General features: G+C 64.1%; 20 protein-coding genes and 1 tRNA gene. 19 read left to right on the top strand and 2 right to left on the bottom strand.

Annotation, left to right across the window (positions count from 1 at the left end; translation table 11 throughout):
* Window positions 1–11: 11 nt before the first annotated feature.
* Entirely contained in the window at window positions 12–1,433 is a 1,422-nt protein-coding gene (locus tag NRS07_RS13605) for a pitrilysin family protein (protein WP_259207786.1), read from the bottom strand.
* Window positions 1,434–1,822: 389 nt separating this feature from the next.
* Here NRS07_RS13605 and NRS07_RS13600 point away from each other — a divergent pair, with 389 nt between their 5' ends.
* Together NRS07_RS13600 and NRS07_RS13595 are read left to right on the top strand one after the other, a co-directional pair.
* Window positions 1,823–2,611 carry a DUF2807 domain-containing protein gene (locus NRS07_RS13600; protein WP_259207784.1) on the top strand — a complete coding sequence of 263 codons (789 nt, stop codon included), beginning with the start codon at window positions 1,823–1,825 and terminating at the stop codon, window positions 2,609–2,611.
* 84 nt (window positions 2,612–2,695) lie between these two features.
* Entirely contained in the window at window positions 2,696–3,334 is a 639-nt protein-coding gene (locus NRS07_RS13595) for a tetratricopeptide repeat protein (protein ID WP_259207782.1), read from the top strand.
* A gap of 13 nt (window positions 3,335–3,347) precedes the next feature.
* On the opposite strand, the gene NRS07_RS13590 is transcribed toward NRS07_RS13595, so the two are convergent.
* Window positions 3,348–4,652 (bottom strand): SGNH/GDSL hydrolase family protein, encoded by a 1,305-nt coding sequence (locus tag NRS07_RS13590; protein ID WP_259207780.1) that lies wholly within the window; start codon window positions 4,650–4,652, stop codon window positions 3,348–3,350.
* Between the two features lie 272 nt (window positions 4,653–4,924).
* On the opposite strand from NRS07_RS13590, the gene NRS07_RS13585 reads away from it, so the two are divergent.
* The 17 genes from NRS07_RS13585 (at window position 4,925) to nuoI (ending at window position 23,270) form a co-directional block, all read left to right on the top strand.
* Window positions 4,925–7,225, top strand: a complete 2,301-nt coding sequence (locus NRS07_RS13585; protein WP_259207778.1) for an FdhF/YdeP family oxidoreductase — start codon at window positions 4,925–4,927, stop codon at window positions 7,223–7,225.
* Window positions 7,222–8,076 (top strand): formate dehydrogenase accessory sulfurtransferase FdhD, encoded by an 855-nt coding sequence (fdhD, locus tag NRS07_RS13580; RefSeq protein ID WP_259207776.1) that lies wholly within the window; start codon window positions 7,222–7,224, stop codon window positions 8,074–8,076. The genes NRS07_RS13585 and fdhD overlap by 4 nt, the downstream gene beginning before the upstream one ends.
* Window positions 8,077–8,110: 34 nt before the next feature.
* Window positions 8,111–9,106, top strand: coding sequence for an MYG1 family protein (locus NRS07_RS13575; protein ID WP_259207773.1), 996 nt, complete (start codon window positions 8,111–8,113; stop codon window positions 9,104–9,106).
* Between the two features lie 177 nt (window positions 9,107–9,283).
* The gene (locus NRS07_RS13570; protein WP_259207771.1) at window positions 9,284–11,698 is read left to right on the top strand and encodes a catalase; all 2,415 of its coding nucleotides are present in this window, start codon (window positions 9,284–9,286) and stop codon (window positions 11,696–11,698) included.
* A gap of 193 nt (window positions 11,699–11,891) precedes the next feature.
* On the top strand, window positions 11,892–12,872 hold the full coding sequence (locus NRS07_RS13565; RefSeq protein WP_259207769.1) for an NAD(P)H-quinone oxidoreductase: 981 nt from the start codon (window positions 11,892–11,894) through the stop codon (window positions 12,870–12,872).
* Window positions 12,873–13,002: 130 nt separating this feature from the next.
* Window positions 13,003–13,752 (top strand): triose-phosphate isomerase, encoded by a 750-nt coding sequence (tpiA, locus tag NRS07_RS13560; protein WP_259207767.1) that lies wholly within the window; start codon window positions 13,003–13,005, stop codon window positions 13,750–13,752.
* 74 nt (window positions 13,753–13,826) lie between these two features.
* Entirely contained in the window at window positions 13,827–14,303 is a 477-nt protein-coding gene (gene secG, locus NRS07_RS13555; RefSeq protein ID WP_259207764.1) for a preprotein translocase subunit SecG, read from the top strand.
* 253 nt (window positions 14,304–14,556) lie between these two features.
* Window positions 14,557–14,641, top strand: a tRNA-Leu gene (locus NRS07_RS13550).
* Window positions 14,642–14,805: 164 nt separating this feature from the next.
* On the top strand, window positions 14,806–15,165 hold the full coding sequence (locus NRS07_RS13545; RefSeq protein ID WP_259207761.1) for an NADH-quinone oxidoreductase subunit A: 360 nt from the start codon (window positions 14,806–14,808) through the stop codon (window positions 15,163–15,165).
* Window positions 15,166–15,168: 3 nt separating this feature from the next.
* Window positions 15,169–15,645, top strand: a complete 477-nt coding sequence (locus tag NRS07_RS13540) for an NADH-quinone oxidoreductase subunit B family protein (RefSeq protein ID WP_020654624.1) — start codon at window positions 15,169–15,171, stop codon at window positions 15,643–15,645.
* Between the two features lie 18 nt (window positions 15,646–15,663).
* Complete coding sequence (locus NRS07_RS13535; protein WP_259207750.1) at window positions 15,664–16,257, top strand: NADH-quinone oxidoreductase subunit C; 594 nt, start codon at window positions 15,664–15,666, stop codon at window positions 16,255–16,257.
* Window positions 16,257–17,510 (top strand): NADH-quinone oxidoreductase subunit D, encoded by a 1,254-nt coding sequence (locus tag NRS07_RS13530; protein ID WP_259207747.1) that lies wholly within the window; start codon window positions 16,257–16,259, stop codon window positions 17,508–17,510. Before NRS07_RS13535 ends, NRS07_RS13530 begins: the two co-directional genes overlap by 1 nt.
* A gap of 44 nt (window positions 17,511–17,554) precedes the next feature.
* Window positions 17,555–18,034, top strand: coding sequence for an NADH-quinone oxidoreductase subunit NuoE (nuoE, locus tag NRS07_RS13525; RefSeq protein ID WP_259207743.1), 480 nt, complete (start codon window positions 17,555–17,557; stop codon window positions 18,032–18,034).
* Entirely contained in the window at window positions 18,031–19,326 is a 1,296-nt protein-coding gene (gene nuoF, locus NRS07_RS13520) for an NADH-quinone oxidoreductase subunit NuoF (RefSeq protein ID WP_259207741.1), read from the top strand. The genes nuoE and nuoF overlap by 4 nt, the downstream gene beginning before the upstream one ends.
* A 21-nt stretch (window positions 19,327–19,347) precedes the next feature.
* The gene (gene nuoG, locus NRS07_RS13515) at window positions 19,348–21,690 is read left to right on the top strand and encodes an NADH-quinone oxidoreductase subunit NuoG (RefSeq protein ID WP_259207739.1); all 2,343 of its coding nucleotides are present in this window, start codon (window positions 19,348–19,350) and stop codon (window positions 21,688–21,690) included.
* 35 nt (window positions 21,691–21,725) lie between these two features.
* Entirely contained in the window at window positions 21,726–22,772 is a 1,047-nt protein-coding gene (gene nuoH, locus NRS07_RS13510) for an NADH-quinone oxidoreductase subunit NuoH (protein WP_373889873.1), read from the top strand.
* Window positions 22,773–22,781: 9 nt separating this feature from the next.
* Entirely contained in the window at window positions 22,782–23,270 is a 489-nt protein-coding gene (gene nuoI, locus NRS07_RS13505; RefSeq protein ID WP_259207734.1) for an NADH-quinone oxidoreductase subunit NuoI, read from the top strand.
* Window positions 23,271–23,279 lie beyond the last annotated feature (9 nt).

The raw sequence follows: 23,279 nt of genomic DNA, 5'->3' as shown, positions 1-23,279 counted from the left end.
CGATGCGCTCCTTATTTTGCAGCGCCGGCTGGCGCAGGGGTGGTAGGAACCGTCGCCGGGGAAACGGCTGGGGTAGCGGCCGGGGCAGCGAGCATGGCGGCCGGCTTACGGTCGATCACGGTCCGGTTGGTCGGTACCATGTAGGTGCGCACGGCGCGCTGGATGTCGTCCGACGTGACGGCGTCGATCCAGCCCGGGATCTTGTTGACCACGTTCGCATCGCCCCACAGCACCTGCATCTTGGCCATGGTGTCGGCGCGGTTGATGAAGCTTTCCATCTGGTTGTTCCAATCGGCCAGCATGCGGGTCTTGACGCGCTTGAGGGTGGCGGCGTCGACGCCGTGTTGCGCCACCTTGGCGATTTCCTCGTCCATCGCCTTCAGCATCGCATCGGCGCTGCTGTTGGGCTTGTACAGCGCGAACACGGTCAGCAGCGTCGGGCCGTCGTAGTCGAACGGGCCGCCCAGGCCGAACAAGGTATTGACGTTGAGCGCGATCTCGCGCCCCTTCACCAGTCCTTGATAGAACAGGGACGCGTCGCCGCCGCCGAGCAGCTCGGCCAGCACCGCCATGGCCGCCTGGTCGCGATGACCGCGTGGCGGCAGCTTCCAGGCCGCGGCAATGGCCGGCACCTGGGCCAGGGCATCGCTCTGCACCAGCCGCTTCTCGGCGGTGTTGAGCCCTTCGCTGTAGTCGGTTGGCTTCGGGGTCGGGCGGGCCGGGATACCGCCGAAATATTTCTGCGCCAGTGCAAAGCCCTGGGCCGGCGTGACATCGCCGGCGATCGCGATCACGGCATTGTTGGGGCCGTAGTAATCGCGGTGGAAGGCGCGCACGTCTTCCAGGCTGGCGTTTTCCAGGTCCTGGAAGCTGCCGTAGCCGTCATGGTTGTTTTCCCATTTCTGGAACGCATGCTGGCTGATGTCGAACACATAGAAGCCGCCGTAAGGCTGGTTCTTCACGTTCACGCGAATCTCTTCCTTCACCACGTCTTGCTGGTTCTTCAGGGTCGCGGCATTGAAGTCGAGTGTCTTCATGCGGTCGGCCTCGAGCCACAGGATCGGTTCCAGCGCCGACACTGGCGCGGTCTCGATGTAATTGGTGTAGTCGGGACGGGTCGAACCGTTGTTGCGGCCACCGCCGCCAGTGATGGTCTTGTCGAACACGCCCTTCTTGGCGTTCGGGGTGCCCTGGAACATCAGGTGCTCGAACAGGTGGGCGAAGCCGGTGCGGTTCTTCGGTTCCAGGCGCATGCCCACATGGTAGACGACCGAGACGCCGACGGTTGGCGAGCTGTGGTCTTCGGTGACGATGACCGTCAGGCCGTTGTCGAGCTTCTTGACATTGACCGGCAGGGTCCACTGGTCCGCGGTAGCGGCGAATGCCGTGACCGAGAAAGCGAGCCCGGCCAGTAAAACGGGGTATTGGCGCATGCGCATTGTTGACCTCAAAAATGTACGCGGTAAGTGACGATTTACAGTGTGTTCCACGCGACGGCCACGGCCGTCACGCGCTGCATAGTAGCGCAAAGACATGTCAATTATTACTCTTTTCAGGGTCGGCGCTTCAGCTTATGACGGGCGCATAATCCACCTTCCTGGCCTGGCGTTTCATCCCGCCATAAGCCATCCTGCACCGCGTTTCATGCAGTTCGTCGCAGGGCGGGTGGGGCAGGGGGTGCCCCCGGCTATAGTTACACGATGCCAGCGCCGGGCGCCAGGATGATCCCTGGCGCCCGGCGCCGCAACCGACCATGTGCGTGTGTTGGCCTATCCGGTCCTCGCGCGCCGGCAACCAGGGATATCGAGGTATGGACAATGCAATGAAACAGCTATCCAGGGCAGGCGTGGCCTTTGCCGCGCTATGCGCGGCGCTGCTCGGCTTCATGGACATCGCGCTCGCCGCGCCCGAGACAGTGACTGAAACCCGCCAGGTCGATGCCCGCGTGGTGCGCATCAAGGTCGACGGGGTGGTCGACCTCAGGATCCGCCAGGGTGCGATCCCGATGCTGGTACTGAGCGGCGATCCGCGCCTGCTTGGCAAGACCACCACGCTGCAACGCGGCGACACTATCGACATCAGTTCCGAGACCCGGGGCATGCACATCAACCTGGGCCGCAACAAGGGCCTGCGCGCAGACCTGACGCTGCCCAACCTGCGCGAAGTGAACTCAGAGAGCGTCGGCGGCACCAGCATCAGCGGCTTCGCGGGCGACGAGCTGCTGCTTAATCTCGATGGGGCCGGTTCGATGGATGTATCATCCTGTATTTACAGGGACATCCAGGCCAGTCTGGGCGGGGTCGGCAGCATGAAGGTGCAAGGCATCGACAGTGAAAGCGTCGTACTGGACCTCAGTGGCGCCGGTTATGTGACGCTGTCCGGGCGCAGCAGGCAGCTCAAGGCCGAGCTTGCCGGGCTCGGGGGGCTGGATGCGCAGGGTTTGTCGGCGCAGCACGTCACGCTGGAGCTGTCCGGGCTGGGCAATGCGGCAGTCAATGCCAGGGACAGCGCCAACCTGACACTGTCGGGCATGGGGTCGGTGACGGTGCATGGCAAGCCGGTCAATCGCAAGCTGAGCCTTGACGGCTTGGGCAAGGTAAACTGGAAATAGCCACATGACTGGTCGGCGCCGACAACAAAATGTGTCCTCACGGGCAGCACGGGGTCGCCGAGATCCGGATTCGATGCACGAGACATGAAAAAACTCTTCGTAGCGATTGTCCTTGCGCTCGGACTGCATGCCAGCGCTTACGCGGGCTTCATGGAAGGAGCGAGCGCGTACAACGCAGGCAACTACGCCCTGGCACTCAAGGAGATCGGCCCACTGGCGCGCTCCGGCCACGCCGACGCGCAGCATTTGCTGGGCCTGATGTACTACATGGGCCGCGGCGTGGCACGCGACTACGAGCAGGCGTTTTCGTGGCACTACAAGGCCGCCCGCCAGGGCAAGGCCGATGCCCAGTACGTGGTCGGCGCCATGTACTACACCGGCAACTCGGTGCCGCAGGACCAGCGCCACGCGGTCACCTGGTTCCGCAAGGCGGCCGAGCAGGGGCACGGCGCGGCCCAGCATGCGCTGGGGCTGATGTACCGCTACCAGCAGGCAGGCATGCCGCTGGATAAGGTGCTGGCCTATATGCTGTGGAACCTGGCCGCGGCCAGCGGCAACCGTAACGCCGCCGAGCAGCGCGCCGCGATCGGGCGCCAGATGACACCCGAGCAGATCGACGAGGCGCAGTCGCTGTCGCGCACCTGGAAGCCCGGCAGGCCGCTGCCGACGGCCTCGCGTACCGGGGGAGACCGGGATGGAGCCAGTAGCGTGGCTGCACCCTGACCGGTGTTGCGACTCAGGGCGACGCCGGCGCCAGAAGCCGCAGCCATGTCAGCGGCACCGCGCTCCCCATCGCCCGATACCCAAGATCGTTCGGATGCAGGTGGTCTCCGCTGTCGTAGGCCGGCAGCAGGCGTGACGGACGGGCCGGGTCGCGCATGATGCGGTCGATATCGAGTATCGCGTCGAATTCGTCATGGGTGCGGATCCAGCTGTTCACCGCCTGCCGCACCATGTCCTTCTCAATCGAGTAATAACCGGCGCCTTCGAACGGGCTCAAGGTGGCGCCGATCACCAGGATGCCCTTGGCGTGGGCGCGGGCGATCAGCTGGCGGTAGCCCGCGATCAGGTCGTCCGCCGTGACCGGCCTGGCAAGCGAGCTGTTGCCGATATCGTTGATGCCGACCTGCACGATCAGCACCCGCACCCCGGCGGTGGAGAGCACGTCGCGGTCGAAGCGCTCCAGCGCGCTGCGCGCAGCCAGCGTGCCTGGCGCGCTGCCAAGCAGGCGGTCGCCGCTGATGCCGCGGTTGACCACGCCCGGGCGCAGGTTGATGCCGGCAATGCCGTCGCGTCCGGTCTGCAGGCGCCGCGCCAGCCAGTCCGGCCAGCGGTTGTTGGTGTCGGGCGTGCTGCGCGCGCCGTCGGTGATCGAGTCGCCCAGCACAACGATGGCCGCTGCGGCGGTGTCGACTTCGACCGCGCTGAGAAACGGCCAGGCCATGATGGTGCGCTGGACCGGCAGCGTGGCAGCGGCCGTGAAGTTGCCCGGCACCGACACGTAACCGGTCTGCAGCGCCAGTGGATGCACGGTGCTGGCCTGCACGGTGCCGGGCAGGTACAGGCTCACCGCCAGGTCGGACAAGGGCGGAATGTTCAGTTCCACCGGATCGGACAGCACCGGCGCGCCGGGCGGGATCGTCACCTGGCTGCGGCCGCCGAAGCTCAGCGCCCGGTCGGTGCCGGCGGCAACGTCCGAGCCGCCGGCGCGCAGGCCGATGCGGGCAGCGCCGACGGTCAGCGGCAGGCTGCCCAGTTCGTTGGACAGGCGCAGGCGCACCCGGTTGCCGCCGATGCTGGCATGGACCACCAGGCGCAGCGTCTGGTCGGTAAAAGTCTGCACGGGCGCATCAAGCGGCGGCCCGGACGGCGCGGCGCCCCAGGTCGCGCTCCAGCGCTCGGTAAGCCAGACCTGGGCGTCGGCTGGTAGTGGCGCCAAGGCCAGCGCCGCCGCCAGCATGGCGCTGCCCAGCAAGTTGCGTCCCGGGCCGGTCCCGAAGCGCTGAATCACACCGATCAGGCTGGGCAGGAAACGTTTCATCGCGTGCTCCTTATATAGTTGATTGCAGTAACTGCCATGCGTAGTGCATGAGCTCGTGTGACCAATCTATCCAGGCCGGCGGTGCTCAACAAGGCCATCGCAGGCGCGGGTTTTGCGCGATATCGAGCGGCCCGCCATTTGAAATTCCTGCAAGAATTTTCGCTGGATAGTTGTCCGAGATTTGTCCCGAACATTCGCCGTGAAGGTCAAATAGCGCACCGAGCGCAATGGCGGACGCGGCTAGGGTGGGCGTTCACCAAGGAGGATTTGCGATGAGCACACGTTCAGGAGATCTACGCATCGAAGACCCGAGCATGCCGGCCGGCGGCTGGGGCTCGGTCAGCGAAGTCACGACCATCTTGCTCGACCAGGGGGTGCCGCTGAAAGATAGCCGCCTGCTGCTCAAGCAGAACAAGCCCGACGGTTTCGCCTGCGTCAGCTGCGCCTGGGCCAAGCCGGCCAATCCGCACCCCTTCGAATTTTGCGAAAGCGGCGCCAAGGCCACCGCCTGGGAGACCACCAGCAAGACCATTGACGCCGACTTCTTCGAGCGCCATACGGTGACCGAACTGGAATCGTGGGACGACCACCGCCTGGAAGACCAGGGCAGGCTGACGGTGCCGCTGCGCTACGACGCGCAGACCGACAGATACCAACAGATCGCGTGGGAGAGCGCGTTTGCCGAAATCGGCGCGGCCTTGCGCGGCCTCGAGCGCAAGCAGGTCGTGTTCTACAGCTCGGGCCGGGCGTCGCTCGAGACTTCGTATATGTACAGCCTGTTTGCCCGGATGTATGGCAACAACAACCTGCCGGACAGCTCCAATATGTGCCACGAAAGCACGTCGGTCGGATTGCAGAAGACCATCGGCGTGCCGGTCGGCACCGTGGTGCTGGACGACTTTGAGCAGACCGACTGCATCTTTTTCTTCGGGCAGAACGTCGGCGTGAACAGCCCGCGCATGCTGCACCAGCTGCAGGCGGCGCGCAAGCGCGGGGTGCCGATCATTACGTTCAATCCGCTACGCGAACGCGGCCTGGTCAGCTTCACCAACCCGCAGTCGCCGCTCGAGATGCTGACCGGGAAAGAAACCGCGATCAGCACCCAGTACCACCAGGTCAAGCCGGGCGGGGACACGGCCGCCATCATGGGCCTGTGCAAGGCGATCTTCGCGCTGGACGACGCGGCGCGCGGCGCTGGCCAGCGCGTGCTCGATAGCGCTTTTCTGCAAGAGCATACCGATGGCTTCGACAACTTCGAAGCGGCGGTGCGGGCCTGCCAGTGGCAGGACATCGAGCGCGAATCGGGCTTGTTGCGCAACGATCTGGAAAGCGCGGCCGCCGTGTACTGCGCAGCAAAGGCCGTAATGGCGGTGTATGGCATGGGCCTGACCCAGCACCGCAACGGCGTGCAGAACGTCACGATGATCGTCAACCTGCTGCTCTTGCGCGGCAATATCGGCAAGCCCGGCGCCGGCGTCTGTCCGGTGCGCGGCCACTCGAACGTGCAGGGCCAGCGCACGGTCGGCATCACCGAAAAGCCCGAACTGGCCCCGCTCGACAAGCTCAAGCAGCAATACGGCTTCGAGCCCCCGCGCGAGGCCGGCATGAATACGGTCGAGGCCTGCGAAGGCATCCTGGCAGGAAGGGTGCAGGCATTCATTGGCCTGGGCGGGAACTTCGTGCGCGCGGTGCCCGAGCGCGGCCTGATGGAAGCGGCCTGGCGCGCGCTGCCGCTCACGGTGCAGATCGCCACCAAGCTCAACCGCAACCACGTCATCCACGGCAAGGCTTCCTATATCCTGCCCTGCCTGGGCCGGATCGAGATCGACCGCCAGGCTGGCGGGCCGCAGGACGTGACGGTCGAGGACAGCACTGCCTGCATGCATGGCTCGCGCGGCATGGCCGAGCCAGTGGCATCGACGCTGCGCTCGGAGCCGGCCATCGTGGCCGGCATCGCCAAGGCCACGCTCGCGCCCAACCCGCGCGTTGACTGGGACCGCTGGGTGGCCGATTACGGCACGGTGCGCGAGGCCATCGCCGAGACCTATCCGGAGATCTTCCACGACTTTAACGCGCGCATGTGGACTCCCGGGGGCTTTCGCAAGCCGATAGCCGCCTCCAGCCGGGTCTGGAACACCGACAGCGGCAAGGCGGTTTTCACGGTGCCCGAAAGCTTGCAGGGCAATCCCGACCTGGCCGGCAGCCCGGCGACGCTGCGCCTGTTTACGGTGCGCAGCGATGGCCAGTTCAACACCACGGTCTACAGTCACGACGACCGCTTCCGCGGCGTCTACGGCAGCCGCATGGTGCTGTTCATGTCGCGCGCCGACATGGCCAGGCACGCGCTGGCGCAGGGCGAGCTGGTGGCGCTGCGTAGCGCCGCCAGCGACGGCGTCGAGCGCCGCGTTGACGGCCTGGCGATCGTGCCCTACGACGTGCCGCCAGGCTGCATTGCTGGTTACTTTCCCGAACTTAATGGCTTGATTCCGCTGTGGCACCATGCGAAGGAAAGCAAGGTGCCGGCGGCCAAGGCGATCGATGTCATTCTCGAGCGCGGCGGGAGGCCGGCATGAACCCGGGCGATGCTTGCTTCACGCCCGAAGGCGCGTCGCGGCTGCCGGCCAATTGCTGGAGCGATGGCCGGCTCGATGCCAGCGACGAGGTCGTGGCCGACGAAGTGCCGGTAGCGCTGAGCTATAACGGCATCAGCCATGCGGTGATGCTGGCCTCGCCGCAAGACCTGGAGGATTTCGCCCTCGGCTTTTCGCTTGGCGAGCGCATCGTGCGCCATGCGCGCGACATCTACGACATCGAGGTCGAGCCCACCTGCAGCGGGATCGCGATCGAGATGCGCATTGCGGCAGGGGCCCTGGCGCGCCTGAAGCACAGCCGCCGCGCCCGGCTGGGCAAGACCGGCTGCGGCCTGTGCGGGGTCGAGAGCCTGGCCTGGTTTGACGACGAAGCGCTCGATCCGCCGCAGTGTCCGGCCCCGTCGTCCGCCCTGTCGTGCGCCTTCGAGCATGCGGCACTGCACCGCGCCATGGCGGCCATGGCGGCGCGCCAGCGCTTGCACCATGCGACCGGCGCCGTGCACGCCGCCGGCTGGGCCAGCCGCGACGGCACGCTGCTGTGCGTGCGCGAAGACGTGGGGCGGCACAACGCGCTCGACAAGCTGGTGGGGGCACTGGCCGCCGCCGGGCAGGACCGCTCGGACGGCTTCGCGGTGGTCACCAGCCGCGCCAGCTTCGAGATGGTGCAGAAAGCGGCGCGCGCCGGCTTTCCGGTACTGGCCGCCATCTCCGCGCCAACCGCGCTGGCGGTGAAGCTGGCCGAGCAAGCGGGCTTGAGCCTGGCCGGCTTCGTGCGGGGAGGGCGCCACGTTTTGTACACGCATGCGCAACGCTTTGGCGCGAAGGCGGTATGATCCAGCCCCTTGATTACAGCATCCGGAGTCATCCATGGTCATCGTGACCCACAACGGCAAGTTCCACGCGGACGACGCATGGGCGGTGGCCGCCCTGCATATCCTGTTCCCCGAGGCCGACATCGTCCGCACCCGCGACAGTGCCATCATCGACGCAGCCGATTTCGTGGTCGATGTCGGCGGCACCTGGGATCCGGCCCGCGGCCGCTTCGACCACCACCAGAAAGGCTTCGAGGGCGCGCGCGCCAGCGGCGTGCCCTATGCCAGCGCCGGGCTGGTCTGGCGCGAATACGGCGCGCGCTGCGTGGCCGCGCTGGCCGCGGCCCACGCCGGGCACCAGATGGATGCCGATGCCGCCCAGCAGCTGGCCCACGCGATCGACAACGACATCGTGCAATACCTCGATTTGTCCGACGTCGGCGCCGCGCGCAACGCCCCGGGCGGCTACGGCATGTCGGCGGTAGTGTCGGGCTACAACCCGAACTGGATGGACGAGCAGCGTCTGGGCTATGGACTGGAAGCGGAAGCCTACCGCCTGGCCCAGTTCCGCAAGGCCATGGCCTTCTTGACCGATGTAATGACCAATGCCGTGAAATACCGGGTCGGTGCCATGCTGGCGCTGGCCCAGGTGCGCCAGTCCGAAGCGATGGAAGACGGCCGCCTGCTGTTCTTGAAGAATGCCGCGCTGCCATGGAGCTCGGTGGTGCGCAAGGAAATGCCGAAAGTCCTGTTCGTGCTCAGCCATAGCCTGTCTGAAGACCGCTACATGCTGCACACGGTTCCGGCCACCACCGACACCTTCGACGCCCGCGCCGACCTGCCGGCGCCATGGGCCGGCTTGCGCGACGACGAGCTGGCGGCCGTGACCGGCGTGCCGGATGCCAAGTTCTGCCACAACGGCCGCTTCATCGCAGCCGCGAAATCGTATGGCGGCGCGTATGCAATGGCGCAGCAGGCCCTGCACGCAGTGGACCAGGGCTTGACGCCGCTGTTCGATGCGCGCGAAGCCCGCATGCCCTTGTCTTCTTGACTCGGACAAGGCAATGGCGCAGCGCCTCGGGCGCCTCATAGCGAAATGCTATCGGGCTCATAGCAATAAACTTAAGCGGTCTGTGCCGGACGGTTAGATACCCAACAGTTCTCGCGTGGCCGAAACGGCTATGTTGTTCGTTGGTTACTTCACACAACGACAATAGCGAGGCACAGTATGGCTAAAAGCAAGAAAGCCCCAGGCTCGACGGCGGGCGCAGGATCGATCCTGAGCAGCATGGGGGGGCCGTCGGATCCGACGCCGCCCACCACGCTGGGCTCGAACGACCCGGTCGCCCAGCGCCTGCTCGAGAAGACCGCGGCTGGCCAGGAGCTGTCCGCAGACATGCCCTTCAATCCGAACAAGCCTGGCGAATATGGCGATGCCGCGCGTACCCCGCAATCGGGCGCCACGGCCAAGCCGTCGACCCCAAGCGCTACCGGCAGTACCAGCAGCGAGATTGTCCAGTCCGACAAGGTCGGCAGCGGCCAGCCGCCGCAAGGCAGCAATCCGGGCAACGACCCCTTGGATCGGGTGCGCGTGGACGCCAGCGAGCGCCACCTGACCACCAACCAGGGCGTGCCGGTAGCCGACAACCAGCATTCACTGAAGATCGGCCTGCGCGGCCCGACCGCAATGGAAGACTTCATCCTGCGCGAAAAAATCACCCATTTCGACCATGAGCGCATTCCGGAGCGGGTAGTGCATGCGCGCGGCTCGGCCGCGCACGGCTTCTTCGAGGCCTACGAAGACCTGTCGGCGGTGACGCGCGCCGCGCCGTTCAAGGCCAAGGGCAAGCGCACCCCGGTCTTCGTGCGCTTTTCGACCGTGGCCGGCGAACGCGGCTCGACCGACCTGGCGCGCGACGTGCGCGGCTTCGCGGTCAAGTTCTATACCGACGAAGGCAACTGGGACCTGGTGGGCAACAACATGCCTGTGTTCTTCATCCAGGACGCGATGAAATTCCCGGACCTGGTACACGCCGTCAAGCCGGAGCCGCACCACGGCATGCCGCAGGCCGCCAGCGCCCACGACACCTTCTGGGACTTCGCTTCGCTCTCGCCCGAGATCGCGCACATGCTGATGTGGGTGATGTCGGACCGCGCGATCCCGCGCAGCTACCGCACCATGCAGGGCTTCGGCGTGCACACCTTCCGCCTGATCAATGCGCAGGGCGAATCGCAGTTCTGCAAATTCCACTGGACCCCGATGCAGGGCACCCATTCGCTGGTCTGGGACGAAGCGGTCAAGATTTCGGGTGCCGACGCCGATTTCCATCGCCGCGACCTGTGGGAAGCGATCGAGGCCGGCAATTTCCCCGAGTGGGAACTGGGGCTGCAGATCTTTAGCGAAGAACAATCGCAGTCGTTCGGCTTCGACATCCTCGATCCCACCAAGCTGGTTCCCGAAGAACTGGTGCCGGTGCAGAAGGTCGGCCGCATGGTACTCGACCGCAATCCGGACAATTTCTTTGCCGAGACCGAGCAGGTGGCCTACTGCACGGCCCACATCATTCCTGGCATCGATTTCTCGAACGATCCGCTGCTGCAGGGCCGCATCCATTCCTATCTCGACACCCAGCTCTCGCGCCTGGGTGGGCCGAACTTCCACGAGATCCCGATCAACGCGCCGATCGTGCAAGTCCAGAACAACCAGCGCGATGGCATGCACCGCCAGGCGATCCACCGCGGCCGCGTCGCCTACGAGCCCAATTCGCTGGCGGGTGGCTGCCCGTTCCAGGCTGGCAGCAAGGGCTTCACCAGCTTCCCGGAACGCGTGGCCGAAGACAAGGTGCGCGGCAATCCAGAACTATTCGCCGACCATTACTCGCAGGCGCGCCTGTTCTATGCCAGCCAGAGCCCTGCCGAGCAGGCCCATATCGCCAATGCCTTCCGCTTTGAACTGACGCGGGTGCAGACGGTGGCGATCCGGGTGCGCATGCTGGCCATGCTGGCCAATGTCGATGACGCCCTGGTGGCAAAAGTGGCCGAGGGCCTGGGCCTGGAAGTTCCCGATCCGCTGCCGCTGGCGACCGACGCCGAGATGCCAAGCTACCCGCCGTCGCCGTCGCTGTCGCTATTGAGCCGCGCCGGCATTACCGGCGTGCGCACCCGCCGCGTCGCGATCTTCGTGGCGCCGGGCGTGGACGGGGCACAAGTGCAATCGCTGTACGCCAGCCTGGTGATGGATGGCGCGGTACCGCGCCTGGTCGGCAATATGCTGGGCAAGGTCAAGGCCGCCGATGGATCGGCGCTGGACGTCGAGGTCTCGCTCGAGGCCGGGCCGTCGGTGCTGTACGACGCCTTGATCGTGCCGGACGGCGCCAAGGCGGTCGAGGCGCTGGCCCGCAACGCCCACGCGATCGACTTCGTGCGCGAGCAGTACCGCCACTGCAAGCCGATCATGGTGCTGGGCGCCGGTGAAAACCTGCTCGACAAGGCCATGGTGCCAAAGGCGCTGCCCGATGGCTCGGACGATCCTGGCCTGATCATTGGCGACGCCGCCAAGGCCGACGCCGCGCTCGACGCATTCAAGGAGGCACTTGCAGGGCACCGCGCGTTTGCACGGGAGACCGATCCGCCGACCGTATAAGTGAGGGTGTGCTTCAACACGGCGCCAGCGAACTGCTGCCGCCGAGAAAGGGTGCCGGCGCATGCCGGTGCCCTTTTTTTCTTGCACGCCCGAAACTTGCCATTCAACGGTATCGGGGCGCCTATCCGCGCGCCCCAGCGCATGATTTTTTCCGCTCCCGTACAATTGCAGTTTTTCTAACAGGGGAGCCGCCATGCGCGCCATCGAGATCACCCAGCCGGGCGCACCGGACGTCCTGCAACTGTGCGAACGGCCAATGCCGGTATTGAAGGCCGGCGAAGTGCTGATCAAGGTGCATGCGGCCGGCATCAACCGCCCCGATGTGCTGCAACGACTGGGCAAGTATCCGGTGCCGCCCGGCGCCTCCGACCTGCCGGGCCTGGAAGTAGCTGGCGAGATCGTCGACGGCGACTATGCCAGTGCCGGCTTCAAGCTGGGCGACATGGTCTGCGCGCTGGTGCAGGGCGGCGGGTATGCCGAATACTGCAGTGCCCCGGCAGAGCAATGCCTGCCGATCCCGGAGGGCCTGACGGCGCTCGAGGCGGCTTCGCTGCCCGAGACCTTTTTTACCGTCTGGACCAATGTTTTCGACCGCGCCCAGCTGGCGCCGGGCGAGACCCTGCTGGTACAGGGCGGCAGCTCGGGCATCGGCGTCACCGCGATCCAGCTTGCCACTGCGCTGGGCCACCGCGTGTTCGCCACCGCCGGTTCCGATGAAAAATGCCGCGCCTGCGAGGCGCTCGGCGCCGAGCGCGGCATCAATTACCGCACCGAAGACTTTGCGGCGGTCGTCAAGGAACTTACCGGCGGCAAGGGCGTCGATGTGATCCTGGATATGGTTGCCGGCGACTACCTGGCGCGCGAGATCGATTGCCTGGCCGACGACGGCCGCATTGCCCTGATCGCGCTGCTGGGCGGGGCCAAGGCCGAGATCGACCTGGGGCAGGTGCTGCGCCGCCGCCTGCATATCAGCGGGTCGACCCTGCGTCCGCGCCCGGTCGCGTTCAAGGGCGAGATCGCGCGCAAGCTGCGGGCGCAGGCCTGGCCGCTGTTCGCGCAGGGCAAACTCAAGCCGGTGATCTACCGCAGTTTCCCGCTGGGGCAGGCGAGCGAGGCGCATGCGCTGATGGAGTCGAGCACCCACATCGGCAAAATCGTGCTCGAGGTGCTCTAAGGGATTGAATTAACAAGGGAAGTGGCAGCTTGACAGCGGCGCAAAAGAAGCTCAGCCATTGTTTGACTGCCACATAGTCGACCGCTAGAATAGCGGGTTACTCGAAATGAACTCGATAAAATGGACTCGTATGCGTTCCAAACTCGTCGTAGGTAACTGGAAGATGAACGGCAGCCGCGCGGCCAACGCCACGCTCCTGACTGGTATTCTCGATGGACTGCTTGACGCCAGGGCAGCCGCTGCCGTGTGCGTGCCGGCACCTTACCTGTACCAATGCCAGGACCTGCTGCAAGGCAGCGCACTGGCCTGGGGCGCGCAGGATGTCTCGTGCCAGCCCAGCGGTGCCTACACCGGCGAGGTCTGCGCATCGATGCTGGAAGAGTTCGGTTGCCGCTACGTCATCCTCGGTCATTCCGAACGGCGCGCCTACCATGGCGAGTCGAGTGAGCTGGTGGCAAAGAAGGCCGAGGCAGTCTTGAAGGCGGGGATGACTCCGATCGTTTGCGTCGGCGAAACGCTCGAACAGCGCGAAGCGGGCCAGACGATGGAAGTGGTGGGTGCCCAGCTCGGCGCCGTGCTCGAGCGCATCGGCCCGGACGCCGTGGCCAGCATCGTCGTCGCCTACGAGCCGGTGTGGGCAATCGGTACCGGCAAGACCGCCACCCCTGAAATGGCCCAGGAAGTGCATGCGGCGCTACGCCAAAAGCTGCGTGCATGCAACGCCGAAGCAGCCGAAGACGTATTGGTGCTGTACGGCGGCAGCATGAAGCCGGATAATGCGGCGGACCTGATGGCGCAGCCGGACATCGACGGCGGTCTGATCGGTGGGGCGGCACTGAAAGCGGCGGACTTCCTCGCGATCATTCGCGCCGCGCCGTAAGCGCCGCGCCGCCTGCATGCCAGCAACTCAGAATTACAGCATTTAATCGTCGTTAACTTGGAAATGGAATTGGTATGAACACCCTGTTTAATCTGGTTATTGTCGTGCAGGTCATTTCCGCCCTGCTGATCATTGGCCTGGTGCTGGTTCAGCATGGCAAGGGCGCCGACATGGGCGCCGCCTTCGGCTCGGGCGCCTCGGGTAGTCTGTTCGGTGCGTCGGGCTCGTCGAACTTCCTGTCGAAGTCGACCGCTGTCGCGGCCGCAATCTTCTTCGCCTCGACCCTGGCGCTGGCGTATTTCAGCAATGGCCGTACCGCCACCGGCGCCGATGGCGGCGTAATGGAGCGCGTCACCGTGCCGTCGTCGAAGGCGCCGGCCGCCGGCATCCCGAACGACATTCCTGGTGCCGGGCCGAATGCCGGCGCCACCACCGTGGTTCCAGCCAACGATATCCCGCAAACCCCGGGTGTCGCGATCCCGGCCGCGCCAGGCCAGGATGCGCCGGCTCCGGCCGCTCCAGCCACGGCTCCGGCACCGGCTACCAAGTAATGTCCCGATGTTCGTCGAGCGGGTGCCGTGCGCCCGCTCGCAATTAGCGGTAAAATGCGGCTCGCCGTGGCCGCAGCAGGAAGTAAGAGGTGTTTCCTGCGCAACCCGGCCTGGCACGACGCTGTGATGTGGGTGATTGCTGGTCAAGCGCAACTGACCGAGTAAATTGTTCACTAAATGCGTAAATTTCTTGATATTGCGCAATTTGTGCATTGAAAAGAAGTGCTAAAGCAGGGTAAAATACTGGTCTCCAGCCGACGTGGTGAAATTGGTAGACACGCTATCTTGAGGGGGTAGTGGCGCAAGCTGTGCGAGTTCGAGTCTCGCCGTCGGCACCAAGATACAAAGAAGCCAGCAAGGGCGCAACGAGCAAACGCTCTCCTGCCTGAGCTGGCTTTTTTTACGATTCGTGTGACCTGGACGCTGTGCCATCAGGTCCGCACGATTCGGCGCTGCAGCCCTGCAGTGTTTCATTAACCGATCGTTCAATACAGGCTTCATCGTGAACCTCGAAAATTATTTCCCCGTTCTTCTCTTTATCCTGGTCGGCATCGGCGTCGGCGTCGCTCCGCAGGTGCTTGGTCGCCTGCTAGGGCCCCATCGTCCGGATGCTGCCAAGCTGTCCCCGTATGAATGCGGCTTCGAGGCTTTCGAAGACGCGCGCATGAAGTTCGACGTCCGGTATTACCTGGTCGCGATCCTGTTTATTTTGTTTGATCTGGAAACGGCATTCTTCTTCCCATGGGGCGTCTCGATGCGCGAACTGGGCTGGACCGGCTTCATCACGATGATGGTGTTCATCGCCGAATTCGTCGTCGGTTTCTGGTACATCTGGAAGAAAGGTGCCCTTGATTGGGAATAAGCCATGGCAATTGAAGGCGTATTAAACGAAGGTTTCATTACCACCACAGCCGACAAGCTGATCAACTGGGCGCGCACCGGGTCGATGTTCCCGATGACGTTCGGCCTGGCGTGCTGCGCGGTCGAGATGATGCATGTGGGCGCAGCCCGCTACGATCTCGACCGTTTCGGCATTGTGTTCCGCCCATCGCCGCGCCAGTCGGACGTGATGATTGTTGCCGGTACGCTGTGCAACAAGATGGCGCCCGCGCTGCGCAAGGTGTACGACCAGATGGCCGAGCCGCGCTGGGTCATCTCGATGGGTTCCTGCGCCAATGGCGGCGGCTATTACCACTACTCGTATTCGGTAGTGCGTGGCTGCGACCGCATCGTCCCCGTCGACGTCTACGTGCCGGGCTGCCCGCCAACCGCGGAAGCCCTGCTGTACGGCATCATGCAGCTGCAGAACAAGATCAAGCGCACCAATACCATCGCGCGCTAAGAAGAACAGCGAATCACCATGACGACTAAACTCGAGACCCTTGAACTCGCCCTGAAACATGCTCTGGGCGAGGGCGCTGTCATTCATACCGCGCTGGGCGAAGTAACTGTGGTGGTCAAGGCCGCCGACTACCTTGCATCGATGCAGACCCTGCGCGACGCGCCGACCCTGCGCTTCGAGCAATTGATCGACCTGTGCGGCGTCGACTATTCGCAGTATGGCGAAGGCACCTGGGACGGCGCGCGTTATGCGGTTGTCTCGCACCTGCTGTCGATCGAGCACAACTGGCGCGTGCGCGTGCGCGTGTTCTGCACCGACGAAGACATGCCGCTGGTCGAGTCGGTCACCGGCATCTGGCGCGCCGCCAACTGGTACGAGCGCGAAGCTTTCGACCTGTTCGGCATCCTGTTCGACGGCCATGGCGACCTGCGCCGCATCCTGACCGACTATGGCTTCATTGGCCACCCGTTCCGCAAGGATTTCCCGGTGACCGGCTATGTCGAGATGCGCTACGACCCTGAACAAAAGCGCGTGATCTACCAACCGGTAACGATCGAACCGCGCGAGAACATCCCGCGCGTGATCCGCGAAGAAACCTACGGGACGAAATAATGGCTGAGCTTAAGAATTACACCCTGAACTTTGGTCCACAGCACCCGGCAGCGCACGGCGTGCTGCGCCTGGTGCTGGAGCTGGACGGCGAAGTGATCCAGCGCGCCGATCCCCACATCGGCCTGCTGCACCGCGGCACCGAAAAGCTGGCCGAGAGCCGTACCTACCTGCAGTCGGTGCCTTACATGGACCGTCTCGACTACGTGTCGATGATGTGCAACGAGCACGGCTATGTGCTGGCCGTCGAAAAGCTGCTGGGCGTGGAAGCGCCGGTGCGCGCGCAGTACATCCGCGTCATGTTCGACGAGATCACCCGTATCCTGAACCACCTGATGTGGCTGGGCGCGCACGCGCTCGACATCGGTGCCATGGGTCCGTTCCTGTATGCCTTCCGCGACCGCGAAGACCTGTTCGACGTATACGAGGCGGTATCGGGCGCGCGCATGCACGCAGCCTACTACCGTCCGGGCGGCGTCTACCGCGACCTGCCGGACTTCATGCCGCAGCACAAGGAGTCGCCAATCCGTTCGCGCAAGGCGATCGACGCCCTGAACGAAGACCGCCAGGGTTCGGTGCTCGACTTCATCGAAGCCTTCACCAAGCGCTTCGACGGCTATGTGGATGAATACGAAACCCTGCTGACCGATAACCGTATCTGGAAGCAGCGTACGGTCGGCGTCGGCGTGGTCTCGCCAGAAGATGCGAAAGCCATGGGCTTTACCGGCGCCATGCTGCGCGGCTCGGGCGTGGCCTGGGACCTGCGCAAGCAGCAGCCGTACGCGGTCTACGACAAGATGGACTTCGACATCCCGATCGGCACCAGCGGCGACTCCTACGACCGCTACCTGGTGCGCATGGAAGAGATGCGCCAGTCGAACCGCATCATCAAGCAGTGCGTGGCCTGGCTGCGCACCAACGCCGGCCCGGTGATGATCGACAATTACAAGATCGCGCCGCCGAACCGGATGGACATGAAGTCCAACATGGAATCGCTGATCCACCACTTCAAGCTGTTCACCGAAGGCTTCCACGTGCCCGAAGGCGAGGCGTATGCCGCGATCGAGCACCCGAAAGGTGAGTTCGGCATCTATATCGTGTCGGATGGCGCCAACAAGCCGTACCGCCTGAAGATCCGCACCCCGGATTACGCCCACCTGCAGAGCCTGGACGAAATGGCGCGCGGCCACATGATCGCCGACGCCGTGACCATCATCGGCACCCAGGACATCGTGTTCGGCAGTATCGACAGGTGAGGCTGACCTCCGCTGAGTCGGACCCCAGGTAAATAGGACAAAAGATGATGTTATCGCAGCAGTGCTACCAAAAAATCGACCGTGAGCTGGCCAAGTACCCGGCTGACCAACGCCAGTCGGCCGTGATGGCCGCGCTGGCTCACGCCCAGGTCGAACTGGGCTGGCTGGCGCCAGAGACCATGCAGGAAATCGCCGACTACATCGGCATGCCGGCCATCGCCGTGCAAGAAGTCGCCACCTTCTACAACATGTACAACATCAAGCCGGTCGGCCAGCACAAGATCACCGTGTGCACCAACCTGCCGTGCGCCCTGTCGGGCGGCGAGCGCGCCGCCAACCGCATCAAGGACGCCCTGGGCATCGGCTTTCGCGAGACCACGCAAGACGGCAAGTTCACCTTGCTCGAAGGCGAGTGCATGGGTGCCTGCGGCGACGCACCGGTGATGCTGGTAAATAACCACCAGATGTGCTCGTTCATGAGCGACGAGAAGATCGACGCCCTGCTTGAGGAACTGAACAAATGACCAGCCTGCACGACCGTCACATCAATCCGCTGATCCTCAAGGATCTGACCGGCGACAACTGGCACCTGGCCGACTACGTCAAGCGCGGCGGCTATTCGGCGCTGCGCCGCATCATCGAAGAAGGCATCTCGCCAGAAGCGATCATCGCCGACCTGAAGGCCTCGGGCCTGCGCGGCCGCGGCGGCGCCGGTTTCCCGACCGGCCTGAAGTGGAGTTTCATGCCGCGCCAGTACCCAGGCCAGAAATACCTCGTCTGCAATACCGACGAAGGCGAGCCGGGTACCTTCAAGGACCGCGACATCATCCGCTACAACCCGCATGCGCTGATCGAAGGCATGGCCATCGGCGCCTATGCGATGGGCATCACCGTGGGCTACAACTATATCCACGGCGAGATCTTCGCGGAATACCTGCGCTTCGAAGAAGCGCTCGAAGAAGCGCGTGCCGCCGGCTTCCTGGGCGATAACATCATGGGCTCGCAGTTCAGCTTCCAGCTGCACGCGCACCATGGCTACGGCGCCTATATCTGCGGCGAAGAAACCGCCTTGCTTGAGTCGCTCGAAGGCAAGAAGGGACAGCCGCGCTTCAAGCCGCCGTTCCCGGCCTCGTTCGGCCTGTACGGCAAGCCGACCACGATCAACAATACCGAGACCTTTGCCGCGGTCCCATTCTTGCTGAACATGGGCGCCGAGAACTACATGGCGCTGGGCAAGCCGAACAACGGCGGCACCAAGATCTTTTCGATCTCGGGCGACGTCGAGCGTCCGGGCAATTACGAAGTTCCACTGGGCACGCCATTCGCCAAGCTGATGGAGCTGGCCGGCGGCATGCGCGGTGGCAAGAAGATCAAGGCCGTGATTCCTGGCGGTTCGTCGGCGCCAGTGGTGCGCGGCGACGTCATGATGGACACCGACCTCGACTACGATTCGATCGCGAAAGCCGGTTCGATGCTCGGTTCGGGCGCCGTGATCGTCATGGACGAGACCCGCTGCATGGTCAAGTCGCTGCTGCGTCTGTCGTACTTCTACTACGAGGAATCCTGCGGCCAGTGTACGCCTTGCCGCGAAGGCACCGGCTGGATGTACCGCATGGTGCACCGCATTGAACACGGCAAGGGCCGTCCGGAAGACATGGACCTGCTGAACAACATCGCCTTCAACATCAAGGGCCGCACGATTTGCGCCCTGGGTGATGCAGCCGCGATGCCAGTAGAAGCGATGATCAAGAACTTCCGCGAGGAATTCGAATATCACATCGAGCACAAGCACTGTCTCGTGCCCGCATACCTTTAAACCGGATCAGGTAACGATCAAATGGTTGAAATTGAATTAGACGGCAAGAAAGTCGAAGTCGCACCAGGTTCCATGGTGATGGACGCCGCAAACAAACTCGGAACTTACATTCCGCACTTCTGCTATCACAAGAAATTGTCGATCGCAGCGAACTGCCGCATGTGCCTGGTCGAAGTGGAAAAGGCGCCGAAACCGATGCCTGCCTGCGCGACCCCGGTCTCGCCCGGCATGATCGTGCGCACCCACAGCGACAAGGCTGTGCAGGCGCAGAAGTCGGTGATGGAATTCCTCTTGATTAACCACCCGCTGGATTGCCCGATCTGCGACCAGGGCGGCGAATGCCAGCTGCAAGACCTCGCGGTCGGCTATGGCAAGAGCAATTCGCGCTACGACGAAGAAAAACGCGTGGTGGCCCCGAAAGAGGCCGGCCCGCTGATCTCGATGGAAGAGATGGCGCGCTGCATCCAGTGCACCCGCTGCGTGCGTTTCGGCCAAGAAGTCGCTGGCGTCATGGAGTTCGGCATGGTCGGCCGTGGCGAGCACTCGGAAATCACCACGTTCGTGGGCAAGACCGTCGACTCGGAAGTGTCGGGCAACATGATCGACCTGTGCCCGGTCGGCGCGCTCACCAGCAAGCCGTTCCGCTACTCGGCGCGTTCGTGGGAACTGTCGCGCCGCAAGTCGGTGTCGCCGCACGATTCGCTCGGCAGCAACCTGATCGTCCAGGTCAAGGGTGGCAAGGTCATGCGCGTGCTGCCGCTGGAAAACGAAGCCATCAACGAATGCTGGATTTCGGACAAGGACCGCTTCTCGTACGAGGCGCTGGACAATGCCGACCGCCTGGTTAATCCAATGATCAAGCAAGGTGGTGTGTGGATCGACGCCGACTGGCAGACCGCGCTTGAATACGTGGCCCATGGCCTGCGCAATATCCGCCACGAGCATGGCGCCGACAGCGTTGCCGCCGTCGCCACCGCGCACTCGACGGTCGAAGAGCTGTATCTGCTGAACAAGACGATGCGTGGCTTTGGTTCCGACAACGTCGAATTCCGCCTGCGCCAGAGCGATTTTTCGCTCGATGGCCAGGTCACGCCGTGGCTGGGCATGCCGATCGCCGGCATCTCGCAGCTCAAGCGCGTGCTGGTCATCGGTTCGTTCCTGCGTAAAGACCATCCGCTGGTCACGACGCGCCTGCGCACTGCCGTCAAGGGCGGCGCCAAGCTGTCGCTGCTGCAGGGCGCCGACGACGAGCTCCTGATGCCAGTGGCCAATAAACTGATCGCCGCACCGAGCGACTGGCTCGCTGCCTTGTCGGAAGTGGTCGCTGCCGTTGCCGGCGCCAAGGGCGTCAACGCACCGTCGGGCTTCGAGAACGTCGAGGCCGGCGACGCCGCCAAGGCCATCGCCGCTGCACTGACCGCCAGCGATGCGCCCGGCGCCGTGTTCCTGGGTAACGCCGCCTCGCACCATCCGCAAGCCTCGAAGATCCACGCCGCCGCGCAATGGATCGCCGAGCAGACCGGTTGCAGCTTCGGCTCGCTGGTCGAAGCCGCCAACACGGTGGGCGGCTACCTGGTGGGCGCGCTAGGCAAGGGCGAGGCTGCATTTGCCGTGCCCAAGAAAGCCTATGTGCTGCTGCACGCCGAACCGGAACTCGATGCGGCCAATCCGCAGCAGGCCCGGGCCGCGCTCGACGGCGCCGAGATGGTCGTGGCGATGTCGTCCTTCAAGCACGGCATGGACTTTGCCGACGTGCTGCTGCCGGTCTCGCCGTTCAGCGAAACCGCCGGTACCTTCGTCAACTGCGAAGGCCGTGCCCAGAGCTTCAACGGCAGCGTCAAGCCGCTCGGCGAAACCCGCCCGGCCTGGAAAGTGCTGCGCGTGCTGGGCAACCTGCTGGGCTTGACCGGCTTCGATTACGACACCTCGGAATCGATCCGCGACGAAGCGCTCGGCAAGGGTGTCACCGACCTGTCCGCCAAGCTGAACAACATCGCCAGGCTGGCACCGAGCGCAGCTAGTTATGCGCCTGCCGGCCAGCTCGAGCGCGTCACCGACGTGCCGATCTATTTCACCGATGCGCTGGCGCGCCGTTCGGAGCCACTGCAGCGCACCGCCGACGCCAACGCGCCGCTGGTGAGCCTGTCGAAAGCGCTCGCCGAGCAGCTGGGCGTGGTCGCCGGCGAGCGCGTGCGCGTCTCGCAAGGTAGCGGCAGCGCCGTGCTGGTGGCCAACGTCGATGCACGCCTGCCGTCGAACGCGGTGCGTGTCGCCGCCGGCCATCCGGCCGTCGCCGGCCTCGGCCCAATGTTCGGGGAAATCAACGTGGAAAAAGCGGTTGACAATGCAGGGGAGGGCAAGTAATGGCACAGCCCGGTTATATCGATAGTTTCTATGAAATGGGCGCCGCCAGCCCGATCGCCCCGGTCTGGCCGCTGGTCTGGACGATGATCAAGATCCTGTCCGTGGTGCTGCCACTGATGGGCTTGGTTGCCTATGCCACCTTGTGGGAGCGTAAGCTGATCGGCTGGATCCAGATCCGCGTCGGCCCCAACCGCGTCGGACCTGGCGGCCTGCTGCAGCCGATCGCCGACGCGCTCAAGCTGCTGTTCAAGGAAATCGTGGTGCCGACCAAGGCCACCACCAGCCTGTTCGTGCTCGGCCCGGTCATGACCATCATGCCGGCGCTGGCTGCCTGGTCGGTGGTTCCGTTCGGCCCTGGCGCTGCCCTGGCCAACGTCAACGCCGGCCTGCTGCTGCTGCTGGCGATCACCTCGATGGAAGTCTACGGCATCATCATCGCCGGCTGGGCCTCGAACTCGAAGTACTCGTTCATGGGCGCGATGCGCGCCTCGGCCCAGATGATTTCCTACGAAATCCCGATGGGCTTCGCGCTGGTGGTCGTGCTGATGGTCTCGGGCAGCCTGAATTTCTCGGACATCGTGCTGAGCCAGCAAGTCGGTACCTTCGCCGGCATGGGGCTGAACTTCCTGTCCTGGAATTGGCTGCCGCTGTTCCCGCTGTTCGTGATCTATTTTGTCTCGGGTCTGGCCGAGTGCAACCGTCACCCGTTCGACGTGGTCGAGGGCGAGTCGGAAATCGTGGCCGGCCACATGGTCGAGTATTCGGGCATGTCGTATGCGATGTTCATGCTGGCCGAATACGCCAACATGATCCTGATCGCCACGCTCGCTTCGATCATGTTCCTGGGTGGCTGGTCGGCGCCGTTCGCCTTCCTCGATCTCGGTCCGATCGTGGGCTTCTTCTGGCTGTTCCTGAAGATGTTCATCATGGTCTCACTGATGATCTGGGTCCGCGGTACCTTCCCGCGTTACCGCTATGACCAGATCATGCGCCTGGGCTGGAAAGTATTCATTCCGCTGACCCTGATCTGGCTCGTTGTCGTCGCAATCTGGATGCAGACGCCATGGAACATCTGGACGTAAGAGAGAAAAATGAATCGAGTGAAAGAAATCCTCGGCAGCCTGATGCTGACCGAACTCTTCAAGGGTCTGGCCCTGACCGGCAAGTACGCGCTGTCGCGCAAGATCACGGTCCAGTACCCTGAAGAGAAGACGCCGATGTCGAACCGCTTCCGCGGCCTGCACGCATTGCGCCGCTACCCCAACGGGGAAGAGCGCTGCATCGCCTGCAAGCTGTGCGAGGCAGTCTGCCCGGCCATGGCCATCACGATCGAATCGGCGCAGCGCGAGGACGGCAGCCGCCGCACCACGCGCTACGACATCGACCTGACCAAGTGCATCTTCTGCGGCTTCTGCGAAGAATCGTGCCCGGTCGACTCGATCGTCGAAACCCACGTGCTGGAATACCACGGCGAAAAGCGCGGCGATCTCTACTACACCAAAGAGATGCTGCTGGCCGTGGGCGACCGCTACGAAGCCGACATCGCTGCCGCCCGCGAGGCGGACGCGAAGTTCCGTTAATAAGAAGAG

The organism is Massilia sp. H6 (genome assembly GCF_024802625.1).
Taxonomy (GTDB): Bacteria; Pseudomonadota; Gammaproteobacteria; order Burkholderiales; family Burkholderiaceae_D; genus Telluria.
Note: the sequence above shows the minus strand (reverse complement) of the source record. Positions and strands in the feature narration are given on the sequence as shown.

Bases quoted from the DNA above. Each gene is read 5' to 3' on its own strand.
- NRS07_RS13605 (WP_259207786.1), bottom strand. From the start codon at position 1,433: ATGCGCCAATACCCCGTTTTACTGGCCGGGCTCGCTTTCTCGGTCACG.
- NRS07_RS13600 (WP_259207784.1), top strand. From the start codon at position 1,823: ATGAAACAGCTATCCAGGGCAGGCGTGGCCTTTGCCGCGCTATGCGCG.
- NRS07_RS13595 (WP_259207782.1), top strand. From the start codon at position 2,696: ATGAAAAAACTCTTCGTAGCGATTGTCCTTGCGCTCGGACTGCATGCC.
- NRS07_RS13590 (WP_259207780.1), bottom strand. From the start codon at position 4,652: ATGAAACGTTTCCTGCCCAGCCTGATCGGTGTGATTCAGCGCTTCGGG.
- NRS07_RS13585 (WP_259207778.1), top strand. From the start codon at position 4,925: ATGAGCACACGTTCAGGAGATCTACGCATCGAAGACCCGAGCATGCCG.
- fdhD (WP_259207776.1), top strand. From the start codon at position 7,222: ATGAACCCGGGCGATGCTTGCTTCACGCCCGAAGGCGCGTCGCGGCTG.
- NRS07_RS13575 (WP_259207773.1), top strand. From the start codon at position 8,111: ATGGTCATCGTGACCCACAACGGCAAGTTCCACGCGGACGACGCATGG.
- NRS07_RS13570 (WP_259207771.1), top strand. From the start codon at position 9,284: ATGGCTAAAAGCAAGAAAGCCCCAGGCTCGACGGCGGGCGCAGGATCG.
- NRS07_RS13565 (WP_259207769.1), top strand. From the start codon at position 11,892: ATGCGCGCCATCGAGATCACCCAGCCGGGCGCACCGGACGTCCTGCAA.
- tpiA (WP_259207767.1), top strand. From the start codon at position 13,003: ATGCGTTCCAAACTCGTCGTAGGTAACTGGAAGATGAACGGCAGCCGC.
- secG (WP_259207764.1), top strand. From the start codon at position 13,827: ATGAACACCCTGTTTAATCTGGTTATTGTCGTGCAGGTCATTTCCGCC.
- NRS07_RS13540 (WP_020654624.1), top strand. From the start codon at position 15,169: ATGGCAATTGAAGGCGTATTAAACGAAGGTTTCATTACCACCACAGCC.
- NRS07_RS13535 (WP_259207750.1), top strand. From the start codon at position 15,664: ATGACGACTAAACTCGAGACCCTTGAACTCGCCCTGAAACATGCTCTG.
- NRS07_RS13530 (WP_259207747.1), top strand. From the start codon at position 16,257: ATGGCTGAGCTTAAGAATTACACCCTGAACTTTGGTCCACAGCACCCG.
- nuoE (WP_259207743.1), top strand. From the start codon at position 17,555: ATGATGTTATCGCAGCAGTGCTACCAAAAAATCGACCGTGAGCTGGCC.
- nuoF (WP_259207741.1), top strand. From the start codon at position 18,031: ATGACCAGCCTGCACGACCGTCACATCAATCCGCTGATCCTCAAGGAT.
- nuoG (WP_259207739.1), top strand. From the start codon at position 19,348: ATGGTTGAAATTGAATTAGACGGCAAGAAAGTCGAAGTCGCACCAGGT.
- nuoH (WP_373889873.1), top strand. From the start codon at position 21,726: ATGGGCGCCGCCAGCCCGATCGCCCCGGTCTGGCCGCTGGTCTGGACG.
- nuoI (WP_259207734.1), top strand. From the start codon at position 22,782: ATGAATCGAGTGAAAGAAATCCTCGGCAGCCTGATGCTGACCGAACTC.